This is a genomic window from Conexibacter sp. CPCC 206217 (assembly GCF_030646165.1).
Classification (GTDB): Bacteria; Actinomycetota; Thermoleophilia; order Solirubrobacterales; family Solirubrobacteraceae; genus Conexibacter.
In genome coordinates, this window is the sequence record NZ_JAUTDO010000003.1 from 397,967 (window position 1) to 415,424 (window position 17,458).

At 71.3% G+C, this 17,458-nt stretch carries 19 protein-coding genes and 1 tRNA gene; 4 read left to right on the forward strand and 16 right to left on the reverse strand.

The window, feature by feature from the left end; genetic code table 11:
• Positions 1–2: 2 nt before the first annotated feature.
• The 3 genes from Q7L65_RS10195 to Q7L65_RS10205 are packed head-to-tail and all read right to left on the reverse strand — an operon-like array spanning position 3 to position 1,886.
• Positions 3–296, reverse strand: a complete 294-nt coding sequence (locus tag Q7L65_RS10195; protein WP_304720885.1) for a type II toxin-antitoxin system HicB family antitoxin — start codon at positions 294–296, stop codon at positions 3–5.
• Entirely contained in the window at positions 296–535 is a 240-nt protein-coding gene (locus Q7L65_RS10200; RefSeq protein WP_304720886.1) for a type II toxin-antitoxin system HicA family toxin, read from the reverse strand. The genes Q7L65_RS10195 and Q7L65_RS10200 overlap by 1 nt, the downstream gene beginning before the upstream one ends.
• Positions 536–572: 37 nt before the next feature.
• The gene (locus Q7L65_RS10205; protein WP_304720888.1) at positions 573–1,886 is read right to left on the reverse strand and encodes an MFS transporter; all 1,314 of its coding nucleotides are present in this window, start codon (positions 1,884–1,886) and stop codon (positions 573–575) included.
• Between the two features lie 31 nt (positions 1,887–1,917).
• Here Q7L65_RS10205 and Q7L65_RS10210 point away from each other — a divergent pair, with 31 nt between their 5' ends.
• Positions 1,918–2,571, forward strand: coding sequence for a GntR family transcriptional regulator (locus Q7L65_RS10210; RefSeq protein WP_304720889.1), 654 nt, complete (start codon positions 1,918–1,920; stop codon positions 2,569–2,571).
• Between the two features lie 43 nt (positions 2,572–2,614).
• Here Q7L65_RS10210 and Q7L65_RS10215 read toward each other — a convergent pair whose 3' ends face one another.
• Positions 2,615–3,100 carry a hypothetical protein gene (locus tag Q7L65_RS10215; protein ID WP_304720891.1) on the reverse strand — a complete coding sequence of 162 codons (486 nt, stop codon included), beginning with the start codon at positions 3,098–3,100 and terminating at the stop codon, positions 2,615–2,617.
• 63 nt (positions 3,101–3,163) lie between these two features.
• On the opposite strand from Q7L65_RS10215, the gene Q7L65_RS10220 reads away from it, so the two are divergent.
• Positions 3,164–3,658 (forward strand): hypothetical protein, encoded by a 495-nt coding sequence (locus Q7L65_RS10220; protein WP_304720892.1) that lies wholly within the window; start codon positions 3,164–3,166, stop codon positions 3,656–3,658.
• Between the two features lie 201 nt (positions 3,659–3,859).
• Here the strand turns inward: Q7L65_RS10220 and Q7L65_RS10225 are convergent.
• The 5 genes from Q7L65_RS10225 to recO form a co-directional block, all read right to left on the reverse strand.
• Positions 3,860–3,932: transfer RNA gene (locus Q7L65_RS10225), tRNA-Asn, on the reverse strand.
• A 52-nt stretch (positions 3,933–3,984) separates the two neighbouring features.
• Positions 3,985–5,877 (reverse strand): DNA primase, encoded by a 1,893-nt coding sequence (dnaG, locus tag Q7L65_RS10230; RefSeq protein WP_304720894.1) that lies wholly within the window; start codon positions 5,875–5,877, stop codon positions 3,985–3,987.
• Positions 5,874–6,938 carry a deoxyguanosinetriphosphate triphosphohydrolase gene (locus Q7L65_RS10235; RefSeq protein ID WP_304720895.1) on the reverse strand — a complete coding sequence of 355 codons (1,065 nt, stop codon included), beginning with the start codon at positions 6,936–6,938 and terminating at the stop codon, positions 5,874–5,876. Before Q7L65_RS10235 ends, dnaG begins: the two co-directional genes overlap by 4 nt.
• Before the next feature lie 83 nt (positions 6,939–7,021).
• A complete protein-coding gene (gene ppdK / locus Q7L65_RS10240; protein ID WP_304720897.1) occupies positions 7,022–9,721 on the reverse strand; it encodes a pyruvate, phosphate dikinase in 2,700 nt (899 codons plus the stop codon).
• A complete protein-coding gene (gene recO / locus Q7L65_RS10245) occupies positions 9,718–10,482 on the reverse strand; it encodes a DNA repair protein RecO (RefSeq protein ID WP_304720899.1) in 765 nt (254 codons plus the stop codon). Before recO ends, ppdK begins: the two co-directional genes overlap by 4 nt.
• 37 nt (positions 10,483–10,519) lie before the next feature.
• On the opposite strand from recO, the gene Q7L65_RS10250 reads away from it, so the two are divergent.
• On the forward strand, positions 10,520–10,777 hold the full coding sequence (locus Q7L65_RS10250) for a glutaredoxin domain-containing protein (protein ID WP_304720901.1): 258 nt from the start codon (positions 10,520–10,522) through the stop codon (positions 10,775–10,777).
• Between the two features lie 27 nt (positions 10,778–10,804).
• Here the strand turns inward: Q7L65_RS10250 and Q7L65_RS10255 are convergent, their stop codons facing one another.
• The 5 genes from Q7L65_RS10255 to Q7L65_RS10275 all read right to left on the reverse strand — a co-directional run bounded on the left by Q7L65_RS10255 (position 10,805) and on the right by Q7L65_RS10275 (position 14,909).
• Positions 10,805–11,575, reverse strand: a complete 771-nt coding sequence (locus tag Q7L65_RS10255) for an amino acid ABC transporter ATP-binding protein (protein WP_304720903.1) — start codon at positions 11,573–11,575, stop codon at positions 10,805–10,807.
• Positions 11,572–12,435, reverse strand: a complete 864-nt coding sequence (locus Q7L65_RS10260; RefSeq protein ID WP_304720904.1) for an amino acid ABC transporter permease — start codon at positions 12,433–12,435, stop codon at positions 11,572–11,574. Before Q7L65_RS10260 ends, Q7L65_RS10255 begins: the two co-directional genes overlap by 4 nt.
• Positions 12,436–12,519: 84 nt before the next feature.
• Positions 12,520–13,413 (reverse strand): ABC transporter substrate-binding protein, encoded by an 894-nt coding sequence (locus Q7L65_RS10265; RefSeq protein ID WP_304720906.1) that lies wholly within the window; start codon positions 13,411–13,413, stop codon positions 12,520–12,522.
• 115 nt (positions 13,414–13,528) lie between these two features.
• On the reverse strand, positions 13,529–14,383 hold the full coding sequence (mutM, locus tag Q7L65_RS10270; protein WP_304720907.1) for a bifunctional DNA-formamidopyrimidine glycosylase/DNA-(apurinic or apyrimidinic site) lyase: 855 nt from the start codon (positions 14,381–14,383) through the stop codon (positions 13,529–13,531).
• Positions 14,384–14,411: 28 nt separating this feature from the next.
• Entirely contained in the window at positions 14,412–14,909 is a 498-nt protein-coding gene (locus Q7L65_RS10275) for a hypothetical protein (RefSeq protein ID WP_304720909.1), read from the reverse strand.
• 41 nt (positions 14,910–14,950) lie between these two features.
• Between Q7L65_RS10275 and Q7L65_RS10280 the strand changes: the two genes are divergently transcribed.
• Positions 14,951–15,307, forward strand: coding sequence for an MmcQ/YjbR family DNA-binding protein (locus tag Q7L65_RS10280; RefSeq protein ID WP_304720910.1), 357 nt, complete (start codon positions 14,951–14,953; stop codon positions 15,305–15,307).
• Between the two features lies 1 nt (position 15,308).
• Here the strand turns inward: Q7L65_RS10280 and Q7L65_RS10285 are convergent, their stop codons facing one another.
• Together Q7L65_RS10285 and xerD are read right to left on the reverse strand one after the other, a co-directional pair.
• On the reverse strand, positions 15,309–16,463 hold the full coding sequence (locus Q7L65_RS10285) for a phosphopentomutase (RefSeq protein ID WP_304720912.1): 1,155 nt from the start codon (positions 16,461–16,463) through the stop codon (positions 15,309–15,311).
• Positions 16,463–17,425: a site-specific tyrosine recombinase XerD gene (gene xerD, locus Q7L65_RS10290; RefSeq protein WP_304720913.1), complete on the reverse strand. Its 963-nt coding sequence runs from the start codon at positions 17,423–17,425 to the stop codon at positions 16,463–16,465. Before xerD ends, Q7L65_RS10285 begins: the two co-directional genes overlap by 1 nt.
• Positions 17,426–17,458 lie beyond the last annotated feature (33 nt).

Sequence of the window (17,458 nt, forward strand, 5' to 3'; positions counted from 1 at the left end):
CCTCAGGCCGCCGTCTGAAGGCCGCTGGTGCGGATCGAGAGACCGGGGTTCGGGCCCTGCGGCGCCAGCTCCAAGCGCGCGCGCTGGCCGACGCTCGGGACCGTCCACCACGTGTGCGGACCGGGTATCAGGTGGTGCAGGTCGAGCGCCTCGTCGGCGTACCAGGGCGCGCCGTCGCGCGCGAGGTCGCGAACTTCCTCGAAGCTCGTGCCGGCCGCGGAGTAGCCCGGCAGGTCCGGCGAGGCGGCCCACCAGCCCTCGGGGGCGTCGTGGTAGATCAGCTGTGCGGTTCTCATCAGAGCAGGCTCCTTGCCATATCTTCGCTCAGTCCGACGTCTCCCACAAGGACCTTTCGCACGAGTCCGCCGGGGAGCGTGATCGGGCCATGGAAGGAGAAGCCGATGTCAGGATGGCCGTTGCGCGAGCGCAGCCGCCGGTGCGAGCCGCGCTGACGAAGGATCTCGTACGCCAGCGGCTCTCGTTGCAGGATGGCCATCAGCTGCGCCGGTTTGAGGGCCGGGAACTGGTGCGCCACGAGTTGCCTCCCCCGCAAGGTCTCATAGCTTCCAATCCTATGCGGCCGCGGGGTCCGGCTGCCGGGAAGCGGCAGCCGCGGCGTTCGCGGCCGCATCCGCTGCATCGGCGGCGCGCTCGCGCTGGCGCGAGAGCCGCAGGCAGCGCACGAACGCGAAGCTCGACAGCACCAGCATCGGGGCGAGCGCGATGCGGAAGCGCTCGGCGTCCGGCGCCGTGTCGCCGCCGAGCAGGAGGCCGGCCAGCTCGAGCGCGACGATCGCCGCGCTGAAGCCGCCGCAGTTGACGATCGCCGTCGCCGCGCCGCCGGCCTCGGACGGGGTCTCGCGGCGACCGAGTGCGAACGCGACCATGCCGCCGGCGGCGCCCGCCCCGACGATCGCGAAGCCGGCCATCAGCAGCGCTCTCGGCACGCCGTCGCCGTCGGGCCAGCAGAGGATCGCCGCCCACAGCAGCACGACGAGCGCGTTCATCACCAGCAGCGTGCGGTTCTGCGCGCGGATGCCGCGGTCGGCGAGCGCGCCCAGCAGCGGGCCGGCGACGGCGAAGCCCGCGGAGGTGATCAGCAGGTAGGTCGCCGCGCTCGCCTCGTCGAAGTGCTGGCCCTCGATCAGGAACGGCGCGCCCCACAGCGAGCTGACGACCTGGAACGGGCCCATCATCGCCATGTGCGCCCAGAAGCCGTGGCGCGTGCCGGGGCGCGCCCAGGCGGCCTTCAGCGTCGCGCCGATCGGTGCGTGGTCGGCGCGCGTCGGTGCGGGGACGCCGGGCGGGCGGTCGCGGATCGCGACCAGTGCGAGCGCGAACAGCAGCAGCGTGACGGCGCTGCTGCCGACGAAGGTGGCGGTCCAGCCGATACCTTCGAGCGCCGCGCGCAGCGGGATCGTGCCGAGCAGCTGGCCGAGCGCGCCGACGACGCCGGTCAGTGCCGCCAGCAGCGAGCCCATCCGCGCGGGGAACCAGCTCTGCGTCAAGCGCAGCACGTTGATCAGGATCAGCGCGTCGCCGAAGCCGATCAGCGCGCGCCCGGCGATCGCGGGCGGGACGCTCTGCGCCAGGCCGAAGATCAGCTCCCCCGCGGCGATCGCCAGCAGGCCGCCGGCGAGCGTCTTGCGCGGGCCGATGCGGTCGGCGGCGAGGCCGGCCGGGATCTGCATGCCGAGGTAGATCAGGAACTGCAGGGCGGTGAAGCTGGCGAGCACCTCGTGGTCGAAGTGCAGCCGCTGCTCCGCGCGCAGCCCGGCGACGCCGAGTGCCATCCGGTGGAAGACCGCGGCGAAGTAGAAGCTTGCACCGATACCCCAGATCCACCAGGCGCGACGGCTTGGACGCAGATTGTCGACGGCTTGCATCTAAGCCGAATCTATACCATGCTGTGCGCCGATGTCCGCCTCCACGCGTGCCTACGACCACGTCAAGCAGCAACTGCTCGACGGCGCCTACGCCGACGGCGAGCTGCTGAGCGAGGGGGTGATCGCCGAGCAGCTCGGCGTCAGCCGCACGCCCGTGCGAGAGGCGTTGCTGCAACTGCAGTCCGAGCGCCTGCTGACGCTCTACCCAAAGCGCGGCGCGCTCGTGACGCCGCTGTCGGCGCGCGAGATCGCGGACCTGTTCGACGTGCGGCTGCTGGTCGAGCGCCACGCGTTGCAGCTCGTCGATCCCGACGCGGTCGTCCCCGCGCTGGAGCAGGTGATCGCACGCCAGCGCGAACTGCTCGCGGCCGACGCCCGTGCCGCCTTCGCCCGTGCCGACCGCGACTTCCACCGCACGTGGGTCGCCGCGGCCGGCAACGAGATCCTGCTCGACCTCTACGACGGCCTGCGCGACCGCCAGCATCGCGTCGTCGCCGCGACGATCAGCGCCGACAGCTCCCGCGCCGGCGACATCCTCGCCGAGCACCTGCGGATCGTGATCGCCCTGCGCGCCGGCGACGTCACCGCGGCCGAGCGCGCACTCGTCGACCACCTCGACGTTGCCCGCACCCACAGCGGAGGTCTCCCCCTCCCGCTGACGCGCCGAGCGGGCGTCGTGCGCTGACGCCCCGGCCGTCCCCGCCGGGGCGTTCTGTCGTCCGGGGCAGCTATCTGCGCAGTCTGCGGTCGTCGCGGGCCAGCTCGAGCTGGAGCGGGTCGCCGGGGGTGGCGTCGAGCATCGGGCTGGTCTGGTTGGCGACGTAGTCGTCGAGCGCTTCGGTGTCGAGGCCGGCGTAGGCGCGGATCACGCCGTCGACGAGCATCTTCGTGCCGGCGATCCAGTCGTCGCCGCGCGAGGGGTCGCGGAAGCTCTCGTGGACGACGCTGCGCCCCCACTGACCGGACTCCTTCTCACGTGTGGCGAGGTCTCTCAGCGTCGCTTCGAGGCCGCTCGCCGTCGGACCCGATCTGCCGAGGATCCACGCGACGCCGGTGACCGGCTGGCGACGCGTGCGCACGCGCTCGACGTCGACCAGGTAGAGCAGCTTGACGAGTCTCCCGCGGTTGACCGCGATCCCGCGCCCGCGGGCGGACTCGACGATGTAGGCGGCGAGGTCGCCCAGCTCCGGCTCGCGCTTCTTGAAGAGGGTCATCAGAGCCGCCCATGGTGACGAACCGCGCGACTCGCCGTCGGCGCTGCGACGTACGCTGAGCGGATGAGCGCGACAGGGCAGGCAGGAAAGGCGGTCGACCGGGACTTCACGGCGGCGATCTACGGCACGATCGTGGTCGCCGGCGTCGTCGGCTCGCTCGGCCAAGCCGACGTCAGCATCGGCGCGGTGATCGCCTCGGTGCTGGCGACCTCGGGCGTCTTCTGGCTCGCGCACGTGTGGGCGCAGACGATGTCCGAGCGCCTGCGCGATCCCCAGGACTTCACCTGGGCCCGGTTCGCGACGATCGCGCGCCATGAATGGTCGATGGTTCAGAGCGCGACCCTTCCCGTGCTCGCCCTGTTGCTCGCCGCGTTCGACGTCTACTCCGAGGAGACGGCGATCGACGTCGCCCTCGCGATCACGATCGTCCAGTTGTTCGGCTGGGGCCTGCTCGTCGGCCGCCGCACGTTCGAACGCTGGCCCTCAGCGCTCCTCTCCGGCGTCGTCAACGGAGCCTTCGGCGTCGTGATCGTCGTCCTCAAGACGCTGATCCACTGACTGGCAGCGGCCCCGGCGTCCGCCCGGGGGATAAGCGGAACGCCGGGGCCGGGTGCCGGGACACACACCCCTGCATCAACCCGTCGAGCAGACGCCCGCGGTTCCCCCCGGCGGAATCGCAAAACGCCGCCAGATCGTTTCGCGAAATCCGGCCGAGAACGACAAAAGCCCCGCATTTGCAGGGCTTTTGCTGACAATAAGCTCCCTGGGTTGGACTCGAACCAACAACCCTTCGGTTAACAGCCGAATGCTCTGCCAATTGAGCTACCAGGGACCGCGCGGAGAGCATGGTAGCGGGACTGGGCGCGGAAGGCGTCCTCACCCCGTCATCCGCGCGACTGGATCCGCTCGTACAGGCGCTTCGACTCGCTGACCACGCGATTCCACTCGCGACCGAGTTGTTCGACGCCGCCTTGTCCCAGCGCGCGCTCGTGCGCGATCTCACGTCTCAGTCGATCGAGTTCGAGCGAGGTCCAGGCGAGTTCAAGACTGTCCGGTGAGACTTCGCGTTGGAGGCTCTCTTGCTCCAGTTCGACGACGAAGTCCCGCAGCGGACCACTCGCGGGAAGATCGGTCGTCGGCGACTCCAACCGGCCGTCCGCCGAGAGATGTGTTGCGGCGCGGCGTGTGACGTCGCTTGTCAGGTGTCTGTCGTGGTCGAGTCTTCTGATCGCCTCGGCACCCTCTCGTGGGAGTGCGATGCAAAGCGTCAGGAACATCCGTTCTCTTGCCGCCACGACGCGAGTCGTCGTGACCGTGGTCAGTGGCGGTCCCATCGGCTCCGGCTCATGGGCGTAGTCGTCCGGCGGCGGCTGCCACGCCGGGTCGGGGCCGGGGTCGTAGTAGTCCTCGACCTCTGCGGCAGGTTCTCTCTCTCTGGAAGCTGGCGTGGCCGACGGCTCGGGAGCCTCCTCCGCCGCCCGCTCCAGCAGCTGCGTCGCCAGCGGCACCGCGATCCCCAATCTCCCCGCGATCCGCCCGATCAGGTCCTCGCGCAGCACGCTCGGGGGCTGCGCGGCCAGCACCGGGCCCAGCTCGGCAAGCGCGCGGTCCTTGTCCTCCGCGTCGCTGAGCGAGGCGCCCGCGAGGATCTTGTCGACGTGGAAGGAGACGAACGGGACCGATCTGGCGACCAGCTCTCGCACCGCCGCCGCACCCTGTTGCTGCACGATGTCCGCCGGGTCCATCCCGTCGGCGAGGCGTGCGACGCGCAGCTCCAGTCTGCGCCCGGCGGCGATCCGCGACGCGCGCACCATCGCCTCCTGACCGGCGCCGTCGGCGTCCAGGGCCAGCACGAGCGTCCGGGCTGTCCGCTCCAGCTCGCGCACCTGCTCCTCGGTCAGCGACGTGCCCATCACGCCGACCGCGTTCTGCACGCCCGCCTGATGCAGCGCGATGACGTCGGTGTAGCCCTCCGCCAGCACGATCGTGCCGGCGCGCGCGGCCGGTCTGCGCGCGACGTCGATCCCGAACAGCTGGCTGCCCTTGTGGAAGACCTCGCCCTCGCTCGTGTTGAGGTACTTCGGCGGCTGGTTGTCGCGCATCGCGCGCGCGCCGAAGCCGACGACCTTCCCGCGCGCGTTGGAGAGCGGGAACATGATCCGCTCGCGGAAGCGATCGTAGTAGGAGCCCGGGCGCTGCCTGCTGCGCTGCGCCAGGCCCGTCGCCAGCAGCTCCTCCTCGCTGAAGCCCGCCTGCCGCGAGCCCATCAGCATCTTGTCCCACGCGCTCGGCGCGTAGCCGACGCGGAACGTTCTCAGCGCCTCCTCTTCCAGACCGCGTCTGGCCAGGTAGTCGCGCGCGCCTGCCGCCTCGGCCGACTCCCACAGATACCGCGCGTAGTAGCCCGCGGCGCGGTCCAGCAGCGCGTGCAGGCGGTCGCGCCGGTCGCGCCGCGCCTTCGCCAGCGGGTCCTCGTCCTCGACCTCCAGCGTGATCCCGAAGCGCTCCGCCAGCGACTCCAGCGCACCTCTGAAGTCGAGCCCCTCGGTCTGCATCACGAAGTCGAACGGATCGCCGGACTCCTGGCAGCCGAAGCAGTGGTAGTGCTTCTCCTCAGGGCGCACGTGGAAGGAGCCGGTGCGCTCCTCGTGGAACGGGCAGCGGCCGAAGTAGGAGTTGACGCCGGCGCGCCGCAGCTCGGTCTTGCCCCCGACGAGCGTGAGCATGTCGACCGCGTCGCGGACGCGCTCCTTCGAGTCGGGCGAGTAGCGGCTCACGGTGCGAAGGCGTCGGGGACCGTCAGCTCGGTGAACTGGCGGATGCAGAAGCGGTCGGTCATCCCGGCGAGGTAGTCGGTCACGCGATCGGCGAGATCGGCGCCGGCGGCCGCGGCGGCGTTCGGACCGGAGCGCGGGATCTGCTCGGGATGGTCGGCGTAGTGGTGGAAGAGCGTTCTCAGCACGTGCTCGATCTTGCCGTGCTCGGCGCGCGCGACGGGCCCGAGGTAGACCTGCTCGAACATGAACGTGCGCAGGGCGGCCATCGCGGCGCCGGCCTCCTCCCCCTGCACGATGTCGTCGCCCGCGCGCGCGGAGTGCTCGACGACGTCATGGACCAGCGCGTCGATCCGTCGCGGCCCGGTCTCGCCGAGCGCGGCGATCGCGTCACTCGGCAGATCGCGCTCGTCGAGCACGCCGGCGCGGACGGCGTCGTCGATGTCGTGGTTGATGTAGGCGACGCGGTCCAGCAGCCGCACGATCCGGCCCTCCAGCGTGCTCGGCATCGGCGCGCGGCCGGAATGGCTCGCGATCCCGTCCCGGACGGGCGCGGTGAGGTTGAGGCCGGCGCCGTCGCGCTCCAGCCGGTCGACGATCCGCAGCGAGTGCTCGTGGTGCTTGAAGCGGCGGCCGAAGCGCTGCTGCAGGCAGCGGTCGATCACGTCCTCGCCGATGTGGCCGAACGGCGGGTGCCCGAGGTCGTGCCCGAGCCCTATCGCCTCCGTCAGGTCCTCGTTGAGCCCGAGCGCGCGCGCGACCGTGCGCGACACCTGCGTCACCTCGAGCGTGTGCGTGAGCCGCGTGCGGTAGTGGTCGCCCTCAGGCGCGACGAACACCTGCGTCTTGTGCTTGAGCCGCCGGAACGCCTTGCTGTAGACGATCCGGTCGCGGTCGCGCTGGAACGGCGTGCGCACACCGCACTCCTGCTCCGCCCGCTCCCGCAGCGCCGGGTAGGAGCGCGTCGCGTGCGGCGCCAGCGTCAGCTCCTCGTTCGCACGCACGCGCGCGGCGAACGCGTCGGCGACGGGGCCTGACGGGTGACGGGGAGAGGTCGCGGACATCGCACCCCTGATTCTGGCAGCGCTGGCCAGCGGAACGCCCGCGGTCTCGGTTCGGCGTCGAACCGAGACCGCTCGGGCCGGCGTCAGCCGGGCTGCGCCGCCAGCCGCTCCGCCGCCGCCGCGCGCGCCGCGGCGACGCGGGCGATCGGGACGCGGAACGGGGAGCACGACACGTAGTCGATGCCGGAGTGGTGGAAGAAGTCGATCGAGTCGGGGTCGCCGCCGTGCTCGCCGCAGACGCCGAGCTTGAGCTGGTTCTTCGTCTTGCGTCCCAGCCACGCCGCCATCCGCACCATCTGCCCGACGCCGGGCGTGTCGAGCGTCTCGAACGGCGAGCGGTCGATGATCTTGCGGTCGAGGTAGACGCCCATGAACTTGCTCTCGACGTCGTCGCGCGAGAAGCCCAGCGCCGTCTGCGTCAGGTCGTTGGTGCCGAACGAGAAGAAGTCGGCGTGCTCGGCGATGTTGTCGGCCTGGAAGCACGCGCGCGGCAGCTCGATCATCGTGCCGACGAGGAAGTCCTCGCCGACCGCAAGGCCGCGCTCCTGCGCGGCGTCGATCACGAGCTGGCGCAGGATCTCCAGCTCCGTCTCGTAGTCGACGAGCGGGATCATCACCTCCAGCAGCGGCGTCTTGCCGGTGCGGTCGCGCACCGCGGTGGCGGCGGCGAAGATCGCGACCGCCTGCATCTCGTAGATCTCCGGATAGAGGATCCCCAGCCGGCAGCCGCGCGTGCCGAGCATCGGGTTGACCTCCTCCAGCGTCTTGACGCGCACGAGCGTGCGCTCCAGCTCGGCGACCTTGCCGCCGCCCGCGCCGCCCAGCTCCGCGCCGGCGTCGCGCTGCGTCTCCAGCTCCTGCTCGATCTCGTGACGCTGCGGCAGGAACTCGTGCAGCGGCGGGTCGAGCAGGCGGATGCAGACGGGCGCGCCCGCCATCGCCTCGAACAACCCCTCGAAGTCCTCCTGCTGCAGCGGCAGCAGCTCCGCCAGCGCGGCGCGGCGGTCCTCCTCGGTCTCGGCCATGATCATCGCGCGCATCTTCGGCTGACGGTCGGCCGCCATGAACATGTGCTCGGTGCGGCAGAGGCCGATCCCCTCGGCGCCGTACTCACGCGCCCGCGCGGCGTCCTGCGGGGTGTCGGCGTTGGCGCGCACGCCGAGCCGGCGCAGCTCGTCGCACCACGTCAGGATCGTCTCGAACTGCTCGCTCCACTCCGCCTCGACGAGCGGCACGTCGTCGGTCGTGATCAGGCCGGTCGAGCCGTTGATCGCGATCCGCTCGCCGCCGTGTATGACGACGCCGCCCGGCGCGCGTATCTCGCCCGCCTCGACGTCGATCTCCAGCGTCGAGGCGCCGCAGACGCACGGCCGCCCCATCCCGCGTGCGACGAGCGCGGCGTGCGAGGCCTTGCCGCCCTCGCTGGTGAGGATCCCCTTCGCGGCGTCGAAGCCGGCGACGTCCTCCGCCTCGGTGAACGGCCGCACGAGGATCACCGCGCGACCCTCCGCCGCGGCCGCGACGGCCTCGTCGGCGGTGAAGACGACCTCGCCCTTCGCGGCGCCCGGCGAGGCCGCGACGCCGCGCGCGAGCTGGTGGACCTGCGCCGCGGGGTCGAAAGTCGGGTGCAGGAGCGCGTCGAGCTTGTCGGCGTCGATCGTCAGCAAGGCCTGGTCCTTGCTCAGCAGGCCCTCCTGCACCGCGTCGACGGCGAACCGCACGGCGGCCTGCGCGGGCCGCTTCGCGTTGCGCGTCTGGAGCATGTAGAGGTGCCCCTCCTCGACTGTGAACTCGGTGTCCTGCATGTCGCCGTAGTGGCGCTCCAGCGTGCCGAGGATCTCCATCAGCTCGGCGTGCGCGGCGGGCATGATCTCCGCCAGCTCGGCGATGTCGCGCGTGTTGCGCACGCCGCTCACCACGTCCTCGCCCTGCGCGTTCTGGAGGAAGTCCCCGGACGGCTCGGGCGCGCCCGTGACCTCGTCGCGGCTGAACGCGACGCCGGAGCCCGACGTGTCGCCCTTGTTGCCGAACACCATCTGCTGGACGTTGACCGCCGTGCCCCAGGCGTCGGGGATGCGGTTGATGCGGCGGTAGTGGATCGCGCGGTCGCCCATCCACGAGTCGAACACGGCGCGGATCGACTGGCGCAGCTGCTCGCCCGGCTCCTGCGGGAACGCCTCCCCCGTGTGCTCCTGAAACAGCGCCTTGAAGCGACCGGTCAGCTCGCGCAGCGCGTCGACGTCCAGCTCGGTGTCGAGCGTGACGCCCTGCTCCTGCTTCAGCGCTCTGATCGCGGCCTCGATCCGCTCGCCCGGCACGCCGCGCACGACGTTGCCGAACATCTGCACGAAGCGGCGGTAGGAGTCCCACGCGAAGCGGGGGTTGCCGGTCTTCGCCGCGAGGCCCTCGACGGAGCGGTCGTTGAGGCCGAGGTTGAGGACCGTGTCCATCATGCCCGGCATCGACTCGCGTGCGCCGGAGCGAACGGAGACCAGCAGCGGATCGGCGTCGTCGCCGAGGCGCTTGCCGACGTGGGCCTCCAGACGCGAGAGGGCCTCGGCGACTTCGTCGGCGAGACCCTCGGGCTCGGTGCGGTCGGCGTCCATGTAGGCGACGCAGGCCTCGGTCGTGATCGTGAAGCCCGCGGGTACTCGCTCGGCGCCCAGAATGCGGGTCATCTCAGCGACGTTGGCGCCCTTGCCGCCGAGCAGTGCGCGCATCTCGCGCGAGCCCTGGGCGAAGTCGTAGACGAACGTGGTGTCGGACACAGCTCTCTCGGTCATCCCGGCACTCTAATGGTCTGACCACTTGGACGGTGGTCAGGACGCGCGAGCGCTCGCAGATGGACGTGCGCGTGATGCTCCGCCGTCTCGCTGATCGCCCGCTCCGCCTGGCGCAGCGACCGCTGGCTCGCAGCCGGCGCGTCGGCGAGCGGACGGCCGAGCGCGGCGACGAGAAAGCCGTGCGCCTCCTGCGAGAGCGGGAACGCGGATGCCTCGCAGGCGGTGCAGACGACGCCGCCGGCCGCCCCGGAGAAGCCGGCGAGGTGGTCGCTCTCGCCGCACGACGCGCACGAGGCGAGCTGCGGCGTGAAGCCGCCGGCGACCAGCAGCTTGAGGCGGAACGCGAGCTGCGCGGCGGTCGCGGCGTGGCGCGGGTCGCCGTCGAGCAGCGTCAGGTTGTTGGCGAGCAGGTGGAAGACCGCGGGGCTCGGGTCGTCGGTCTCGAACAGGCGCGAGACGGCGTCGCAGGCGCGCGCGGCGGCGTCGAGCGAGTCGGCGCGCTCGCGCAGCGGGCCGTGCGCGGCGATCGTGTCCGCGCTCGTGACCGTGTGCAGGTCGCCGCGGCTGAGGTGCAGGTTCATGCTGAGGTGGAAGAACGGCTCCAGCCGCGCGCCGAAGCGGCTGCGGGTCTTGCGCGCGCCCTTCGCGATCGCGCCGAGGCGGCCGTGCTCGGGCGTGTACAGATGCAGGATCCGATCGGCCTCGCCGAAGCGTATTGAGCGCAGCACGATCGCCTCTGTGCGCAGGGAGCGGGATGCCATCTGTCGTCAGCCCGCTGTCGCTATATTCACTGAAGTAATGGCCAAGATCACGCTCTACACCACCGATGTCTGCCCGTACTGCGTGCGGGCGAAGCAGCTGCTCGAGAAGCGCGAGCTCGCATTCGAAGAGATCAATCTGGCACGTGACCCCGACGGACGCGCGCAGCTGGTCGAGCTGACCGGCATGATGACCTTCCCGCAGATCGTCATCGACGGCGTCCCGATCGGCGGCTACGACCAGCTCGCAGCGGCCGACAAGAGCGGCAAGCTCGCCGAGCTGGCCGCCGCCGCGTAGCGTCGTCCCGACGGCTGCCGCGCAGCGTCAGACCCGCTTCGCGTCGAGCAGCCGTCTGAGGAACCGCTGCGTCTCCGGCTGCTGCGGGGCGGTGAAGATCTCCTCAGGCGCGCCGCGTTCGAGGATCAGGCCCTCGTGCAGGAAGCAGACCTCGTCGGCGACCTCGCGCGCGAAGCCCATCTCGTGGGTCGTGATCAGCATCGTGATCCCGTCCGCCTTCAGCTCGCGCACCGCCTCCAGCACCTCCCCCACCAGCTCTGGGTCGAGCGCGCTCGTGACCTCGTCGAGCAGCAGGGCACGCGGGTTCGGCGCCAGCGCCCGCACGATCGCGACGCGCTGCTGCTGACCGCCCGAGAGGCGGTCCGGGTAGGCGTCCTCGCGGCCGTCGAGGCCGAAGCGCGCGAGCAGTTCACGTGCCCGCTCCTCCGCCGCCTTGCGCTGCTTCCCGTGCGCGCGGCGCGGCGCGAGCGTCACGTTCTCCAGCACCGTCAGGTGCGGGAACAGGTTGAACGCCTGGAAGACCATCCCGAGTCTGCGGCGCACGGCGGCGGCGCGCACGCTCGGATCCGTCACGACCTCACCGTCGATCAGCACGTCGCCGTCGTCGATCTCGTCGAGCAGGTCGATGCAGCGCAGCAGCGTCGACTTGCCCGAGCCCGACGCGCCGATCAGCGCGATCGCCTGGTGCTCGCGCACGGTCAGGTCGATGCCGCGCAGCACCTGCAGCTCGCCGTAGGCCTTCGTCACCCCGCGCACCTCGATCACGGGTCTGGCGGTGGCGCTCGCGTTCATGCTCATGCCGTGACCCCCTCGGCCGACTGCGCGCGGCGTCTGCGGCGCTGCAGGTGGTCGACGAAACGCGCGAGCGGGACCGTCACGCAGATGTACAGCAGCGCGGCGGCGATCAGCGGCGTGTAGTTGAAGTCCGAGGAGGCCTGGATCTGGGCGACGCGAAAGGCCTCCAGCGGGCCGAGCGTCGAGACCAGCGCGACGTCCTTCTGCAACGAGATGAAGTCGTTCAGCAGCGGCGGGATCACGCGCCGCACAGCCTGCGGCAGCACGACGAAGCGCATCGCCTGCACGCGATTGAGCCCGACCGCGAGCGCCGCCGCCTGCTGGCTCGGGTGGACCGAGTCCAGGCCGGCGCGGTAGACCTCCGCGACGTAGGCGGAGTACGACAGCGTCAGCGCGATCCCGCCGAGCACGAGCGGGTCGGTCGGCAGCCCGCTGAAGGCGAGCGCGGGGATGCCGAAGCCGACGAGGTAGACGAGCAGGATCGTCGGCACGCCGCGCATCACGTCGGTGTAGATCGACAGCAGCAGCCGGATCGGGAACAGCGCCGGCGCCTGTGTCGTGCGCGCGAGCGCGATCAGCAGGCCGATCACGAGCACGACCGCCTCGACGATCAGGAACAGCTTGACGTCGAGCCAGAAGCCTCTGAGGACGTCCGGGAAGCTCGTCTTGAACGCGCTCCAGGAGAAGAACGTCTCGCGCACGTCGGGCCAGCCGGGGCTGGTGACGACGAGCAGCGCGAGGCCGCCGATCACGACGACCGAGGAGGCAAGCGCGATCAGCAGGCCGCGGCGATCGCGCCGCCGGCGGGCGGCGGCGCGCACGGCGCGGCGGTCGGTCGGGTCTATCTGGTCGAGTGCGGACACGCGGGTGCGGATGCGGTGCGGTGAGACGCGATGCGGCTGGCTGCGGGTGCGGCGGTTGCTGAAGTGTCCGCTGTGGGGCGGTCGCTACTGCAGCTCAGGCGCGCCGGCGGCCTCGCCCATCCACTGCTGCTCGAGTCTTTCGAGCGTCCCGTCCGCTCTGAGCGCGTCGACGGCTCTGGAGACACAGGCGGTCAGCGACGAGCCTCTCGCCAAGAGCGCGCCCCACGAGTCGCCGCCCGGCGCCTCGAACTGGCCGACGATCTTCGCCTCCGGCACCTGCGCGGCGGTCAGGTAGAACGCGGTCGGAAGGTCGACCACGGCGGCGTCGACCTGGCCCTGCTTGAGCGCGCGCACGACGTCGTTGGAGTCGTTGAAGACCTTCGGCTGCCGCGACGGCTGGATCGTGTCGGAGACCGCGTCGAGGCTGGTCGTGCCGATCTGGACGCCGAGCTGCGCTTCCTTCAGCTCCGCGAGCGTGGTCGCTCTGGCGGCGTCGGATCTCTTCAGCGCGACGACCGCCTGCGGGGCGGTGTAGTACGGCGAGGAGAAGTCGACCTGTCTCGCGCGCTTGGGCGTGATCGAGATCTGGTTGACGTCGAAGTCGAAGTTCTTCGGGCCCGGCGCGTAGGAGGAGTTGAACGGCTCCACGACCCATCTGACCTCGCCGTCGGCGAAGCCGAGCTGTCTCGCGATCGCGTACGCGACGGCGCTCTCGAACCCTCTGCCGTTCTCCGGCTTGTCGTCCTCGAAGTACGGCGGGTAGGCCGGCTTGTCGGTCGCGACGGTGAGCGTCCCGTCGGTGACGAGGTCGAGGCTGCCCTTCTCGCAGGCGGCAGCGGCCGTCGTCGTGGTTGACGCGGCGGCGGAGGTGGCGGCCTGCGTCGAGTCCGACTCGTCGTCGGAGCCGCAGGCGGCCAGGGTCAGCGGCAGCGCGGCGGCCGTGAGCAGGGCGACGGCGTGGCGACGTGTCGGACGCATGAGGAGAGCTTCGCTTCCTGGTGGGGGATGACGTTTCGGCGTTTCTCCGCAAAGCCGGTCGGCTTTCCGGGATTCATCATCGTAGCGGGGGCGGCAGCGGCGTCCGCCAGCTGCCTCACCGCGTCATCGGCACGATTCTCGCGCCGCGCGGGCGGGGCTGGCAGTTCTCGCAGACGTAGGTGCCGCGGCCGGCGGCGAGGATCTTGCGGATCGGGCCCCCGCAGGTGATGCAGCCGTCGTCGGCGCGACGGTGGATCAGGAAGCGATCCTGGAACGAGCCGCGGGCGCCGTCGAGATCGCGGAAGTCGTCGATCGAGGCGCCTCTTGCGTCGATGCCGGCGTTGAGCGCGTCGAGGATCCCGTCGCGCAGCAGCGCCCACTGCGCGGTCGTGACTCTCCCGGCCGGACGCAGCGGGTGCAGACCGGCGCGAAACAGCGCCTCGTCGGCGTAGATGTTGCCGACGCCGGCGATCCGCTTCTGGTCCAGCAGGAACGCCTTGATCGGCGAGCGCGACCCTCTCGCGAGCGCTCTCAGGTGCTCGGCGGTGAAGTCGTCGGAGAACGGCTCGACGCCCAGGCGCGCGTCGAGGTACGCGTCCAGCTCGTCCTGACCGGCCAGCAGCCAGCCGGTGCCGAAGCGGCGCGGGTCGACGAAGCGCAGGTCGTGACCGTCGTCGAAGCCGAAGTGCGCGCGCGTGTACGGTGTTCTCGCCGGCGCGTCGTAGAGCAGGTTGCCCGTCATCCGCAGGTGGATCAGCAGGAACAGCTCCTCCTCCGCCTCCCAGATCAAGTACTTCCCGCGCCGACGGAAGCCCTCGATGCGGCGCCCGACCAGCGGCGCGACGACCTCGCTGGGCGCGCGCGGCGCGGTCCAGCGCGCGTCGCGGACGGCGTAGGCGACGAGCGTGCGGCCGACCAGCCGCGGCTCGAGCTGACGGCGGACGGTCTCGACTTCGGGCAGCTCGGGCATCGCTGCGGTCGAAGATATCGGGTCGGCGTCAGTGACCGAGGATCGACTTCAGCAGCACCAGCACGACGCCGATCAGCGTCATCGCGCCGCCCGCGAAGAGGCTGCGCTGGATGCTGCCGCCGGCCGCGCGGTAGGCGCCGAAGGCGTACAGGCCGAGCACGCCGACGCCGACCCACTTGGCGGTCGTGTAGGCGCCGTCGAGGCTGATCGCGTCGAGCGCGGCGAGCACGAAGAAGACGATCGGCGCCAGCGCGGCGACGCCGTGGACGGCGATCCCGGCGAGGATCTGGCGCCGCTCGCGCCCTCTCAGCGGGCGGTGCAGCTGGATCATCTCCTGCAGGAACTCCGAGTACGCCTCGGCGATCGAGACGACCAGCGAGGCGCCGACGATCGAGACGATCGCCGTGCCGGCCGAGGCGTGCTCGTGCGAGAGCACGAGCACGAGCGCCAGCACGACGATCGAGCCGTAGACGACGTTGGCCGCGTGGCCTTCCGTGACGTGATGACGCAGCCAGGGCCAGAACATGGCGGGAGTATCGCGCCTGCGCCGGTGGTACACATTCCGGCATGAGCACCGTGGACGAGCTGCGCACGATCGCGCTGTCCCTGCCCGAGACGATCGAGAGAACGTCGTACGGGAACGTCGGCTTCCGCGTCAAGAACAGACTGTTCGCGCGGATGCGGACCGAGGACGTGCTCGTCGTCTGGTGCGCGAGCGAGTTCGAGAAGGGCGCGCTGATCGCCTCCGAGCCGGACAAGTTCTTCACGACGCCGCACTACGACGGCTACCCGGCGGTGCTCGTGTGGCTCTCGAAGGTCGATCGGACCGAGCTGCGCGAGCTGCTGATCGAGGGCTGGCTGGCGCGCGCGCCGAAACGGGTGCTCGCGGCGCACGCGGCGGATCTGCTGCCGTCGCAGGAGTGACTCAGGGTACGAACGGCGCGCCGGGCACCGCGGGCGCGTCGCGGCCGGCGAGCCAGCGCAGGACGCTGGCGCCGACGTCGGCGAGCGGGCCATCGTGGCGGCGGCCGTCGTGGCCGTCGAAGAGCGCCAGCAGCGGGGCGTACTCGCGCGTGTGATCGGTGCCCGGGTGCGCGGGGTCGCAGCCGTGGTCGGCGGTCAGCACGAACAGGTCGCCGGGGCGCAGGAGGCGCTCCCACTCCCCCACCGCCGCGTCGATCTCGCGCAGCGCGCCGTGGAAGCCGGCGACGTCGTTGCGATGGCCGTAGACCTGGTCGGTCTCGATCAGGTTGGTGAAGACGAAGCCCTCGTCCAGTTCGTCCATGAGGCGCGTCGTGGAGGCGATCGCCTCGGCGTTCGTCGCGCCGGGGTGCTGGCGGGCGAAGCCGCGACCACCGAACAACTGCCCGACCTTGCCGACCGCGTGCGTCTGCACGCCGGCCTCGCGCAGCTCGTCGAGATGGCTGCGGCTGGTCGGCGCGAGCGCGAAGTCGCGCCGCTCGCGGGTGCGCTCGAACGCCCCGGGCGCTCCGTCGAACGGCCGCGCGATCACGCGTCCGACCGCGTGCTCGCCGACCATCAGCTTGCGCACGCGTGCGCAGAGTCCGTGCAGTTCCGTGGCAGGCAGCGCGTCGGTGTGCGCAGCGATCTGCAGGACCGAGTCCTGCGACGTGTAGACGATCAGCGCGCCGTCGCGCAGCGCCCGCTCGCCGTACTGCTCGATCACGGCGATCCCGTCCGTCGGCGCGTTGCAGACGACGCGGCGACCGCTGGCCTGCTCGATCGCGTCGATCACGCTCGGCGGGAAGCCGTTCGGATAGGTCGGGCGCGGCGTGCGCGCCGCGACCCCCATCAGCTCCCAGTGCCCGGTCGTCGAGTCCTTGCCGGGGCCGAGCGGGTGCAGCCGACCGTGGACGGCCGGCGCCTCCGCCGGCGCGACGCCCTGCAGCGGCAGGATCGAGCCGAGGCCGAGGCGCTGAAGGTTCGGCAGCCGCAGGCCGCGGGCCAGCTCGGCGACGTGCGCGAGCGTGTTCGTCCCCGCGTCGCCGTAGTCAGCCGCGTCGGGGAGCGCCCCCGCCCCGACCGCGTCGAGCACGACGACGACCGCCCGTCGCCGCATCAACCGTCGTCTGAGCCGAGCTGTGCGCGCGGGTGCGCGTCGAAGTAGACGTCGCGCAGCCGGTCCGCGGACAGGTGCGTGTAGATCTGCGTCGTGGCGATGTCGGCGTGGCCGAGCATCTCCTGCAGCGAGCGCAGGTCGCAGCCGCCGGCGAGCAGGTGCGTCGCGAAGGTGTGGCGCAGCGTGTGCGGGCTCATCTTCTCGCTCAGCCCGGCGGTTCTCGCGTGGCGCTGGACGATCTTGTACAGCCCCTGCCGCGTCAGCCCCTGGCCGCGCTGGTTGACGAACAGGCGCTTCTCCTCGCCGTCGCCGACGAGCACGGGGCGCCCGCGCATCAGGTAGTAGCGCAGCGCCTCGAGCGCCTTGGAGCCGATCGGGACGAGCCGCTCCTTGTTGCCCTTGCCGTTGGCGCGCAGGACGCCGTCCTCGACGTCGATCTCGTCCAGGCGCATGTCGACGGCCTCGGAGGCGCGCAGCCCGCAGGCGTACATCAACTCCAGCAGCGCGCGGTCGCGCAGCGCCGCCGGGCCGGTGCCGCTCGGCTGCGACAGCAGGTGCTGGACCTCGTCACGCGAGAGCACCTTCGGAAGTCTCTTGCCGCGCGGCGGGCCCTTCAGCTCGGCCGTCGGGTCGCGATCGAGGATCTCCTCGCGGCGCAGGTGACGGTAGAACGAGCGCAGGCAGGCGACCTTGCGCTGGACGGTCGTCGCCGCCGCGGGCGCACGCCCGTCGCCACCGGTCGCGAGCGCCCCGACGAACGCCGACAGGTCGCTGTGGTCGACCTCGAGCGCGTTCTTGCCCGCCCGTTGCAGGTAGGCGCCGTACTGCAGCAGGTCAGAGCGGTACGCCTCCAGCGTGTTGCGACTCAGCCCGCGCTCCAGTTCCAGATACGCGATGAAGTCGAGCACGAGGTCCTCGTAGGCCCCGGTGCGCAGCGGTTCGATCAGCGGCGTCGTCGTCATCGACACCGTGGTTCCGCCCCCACCGCCCGACTC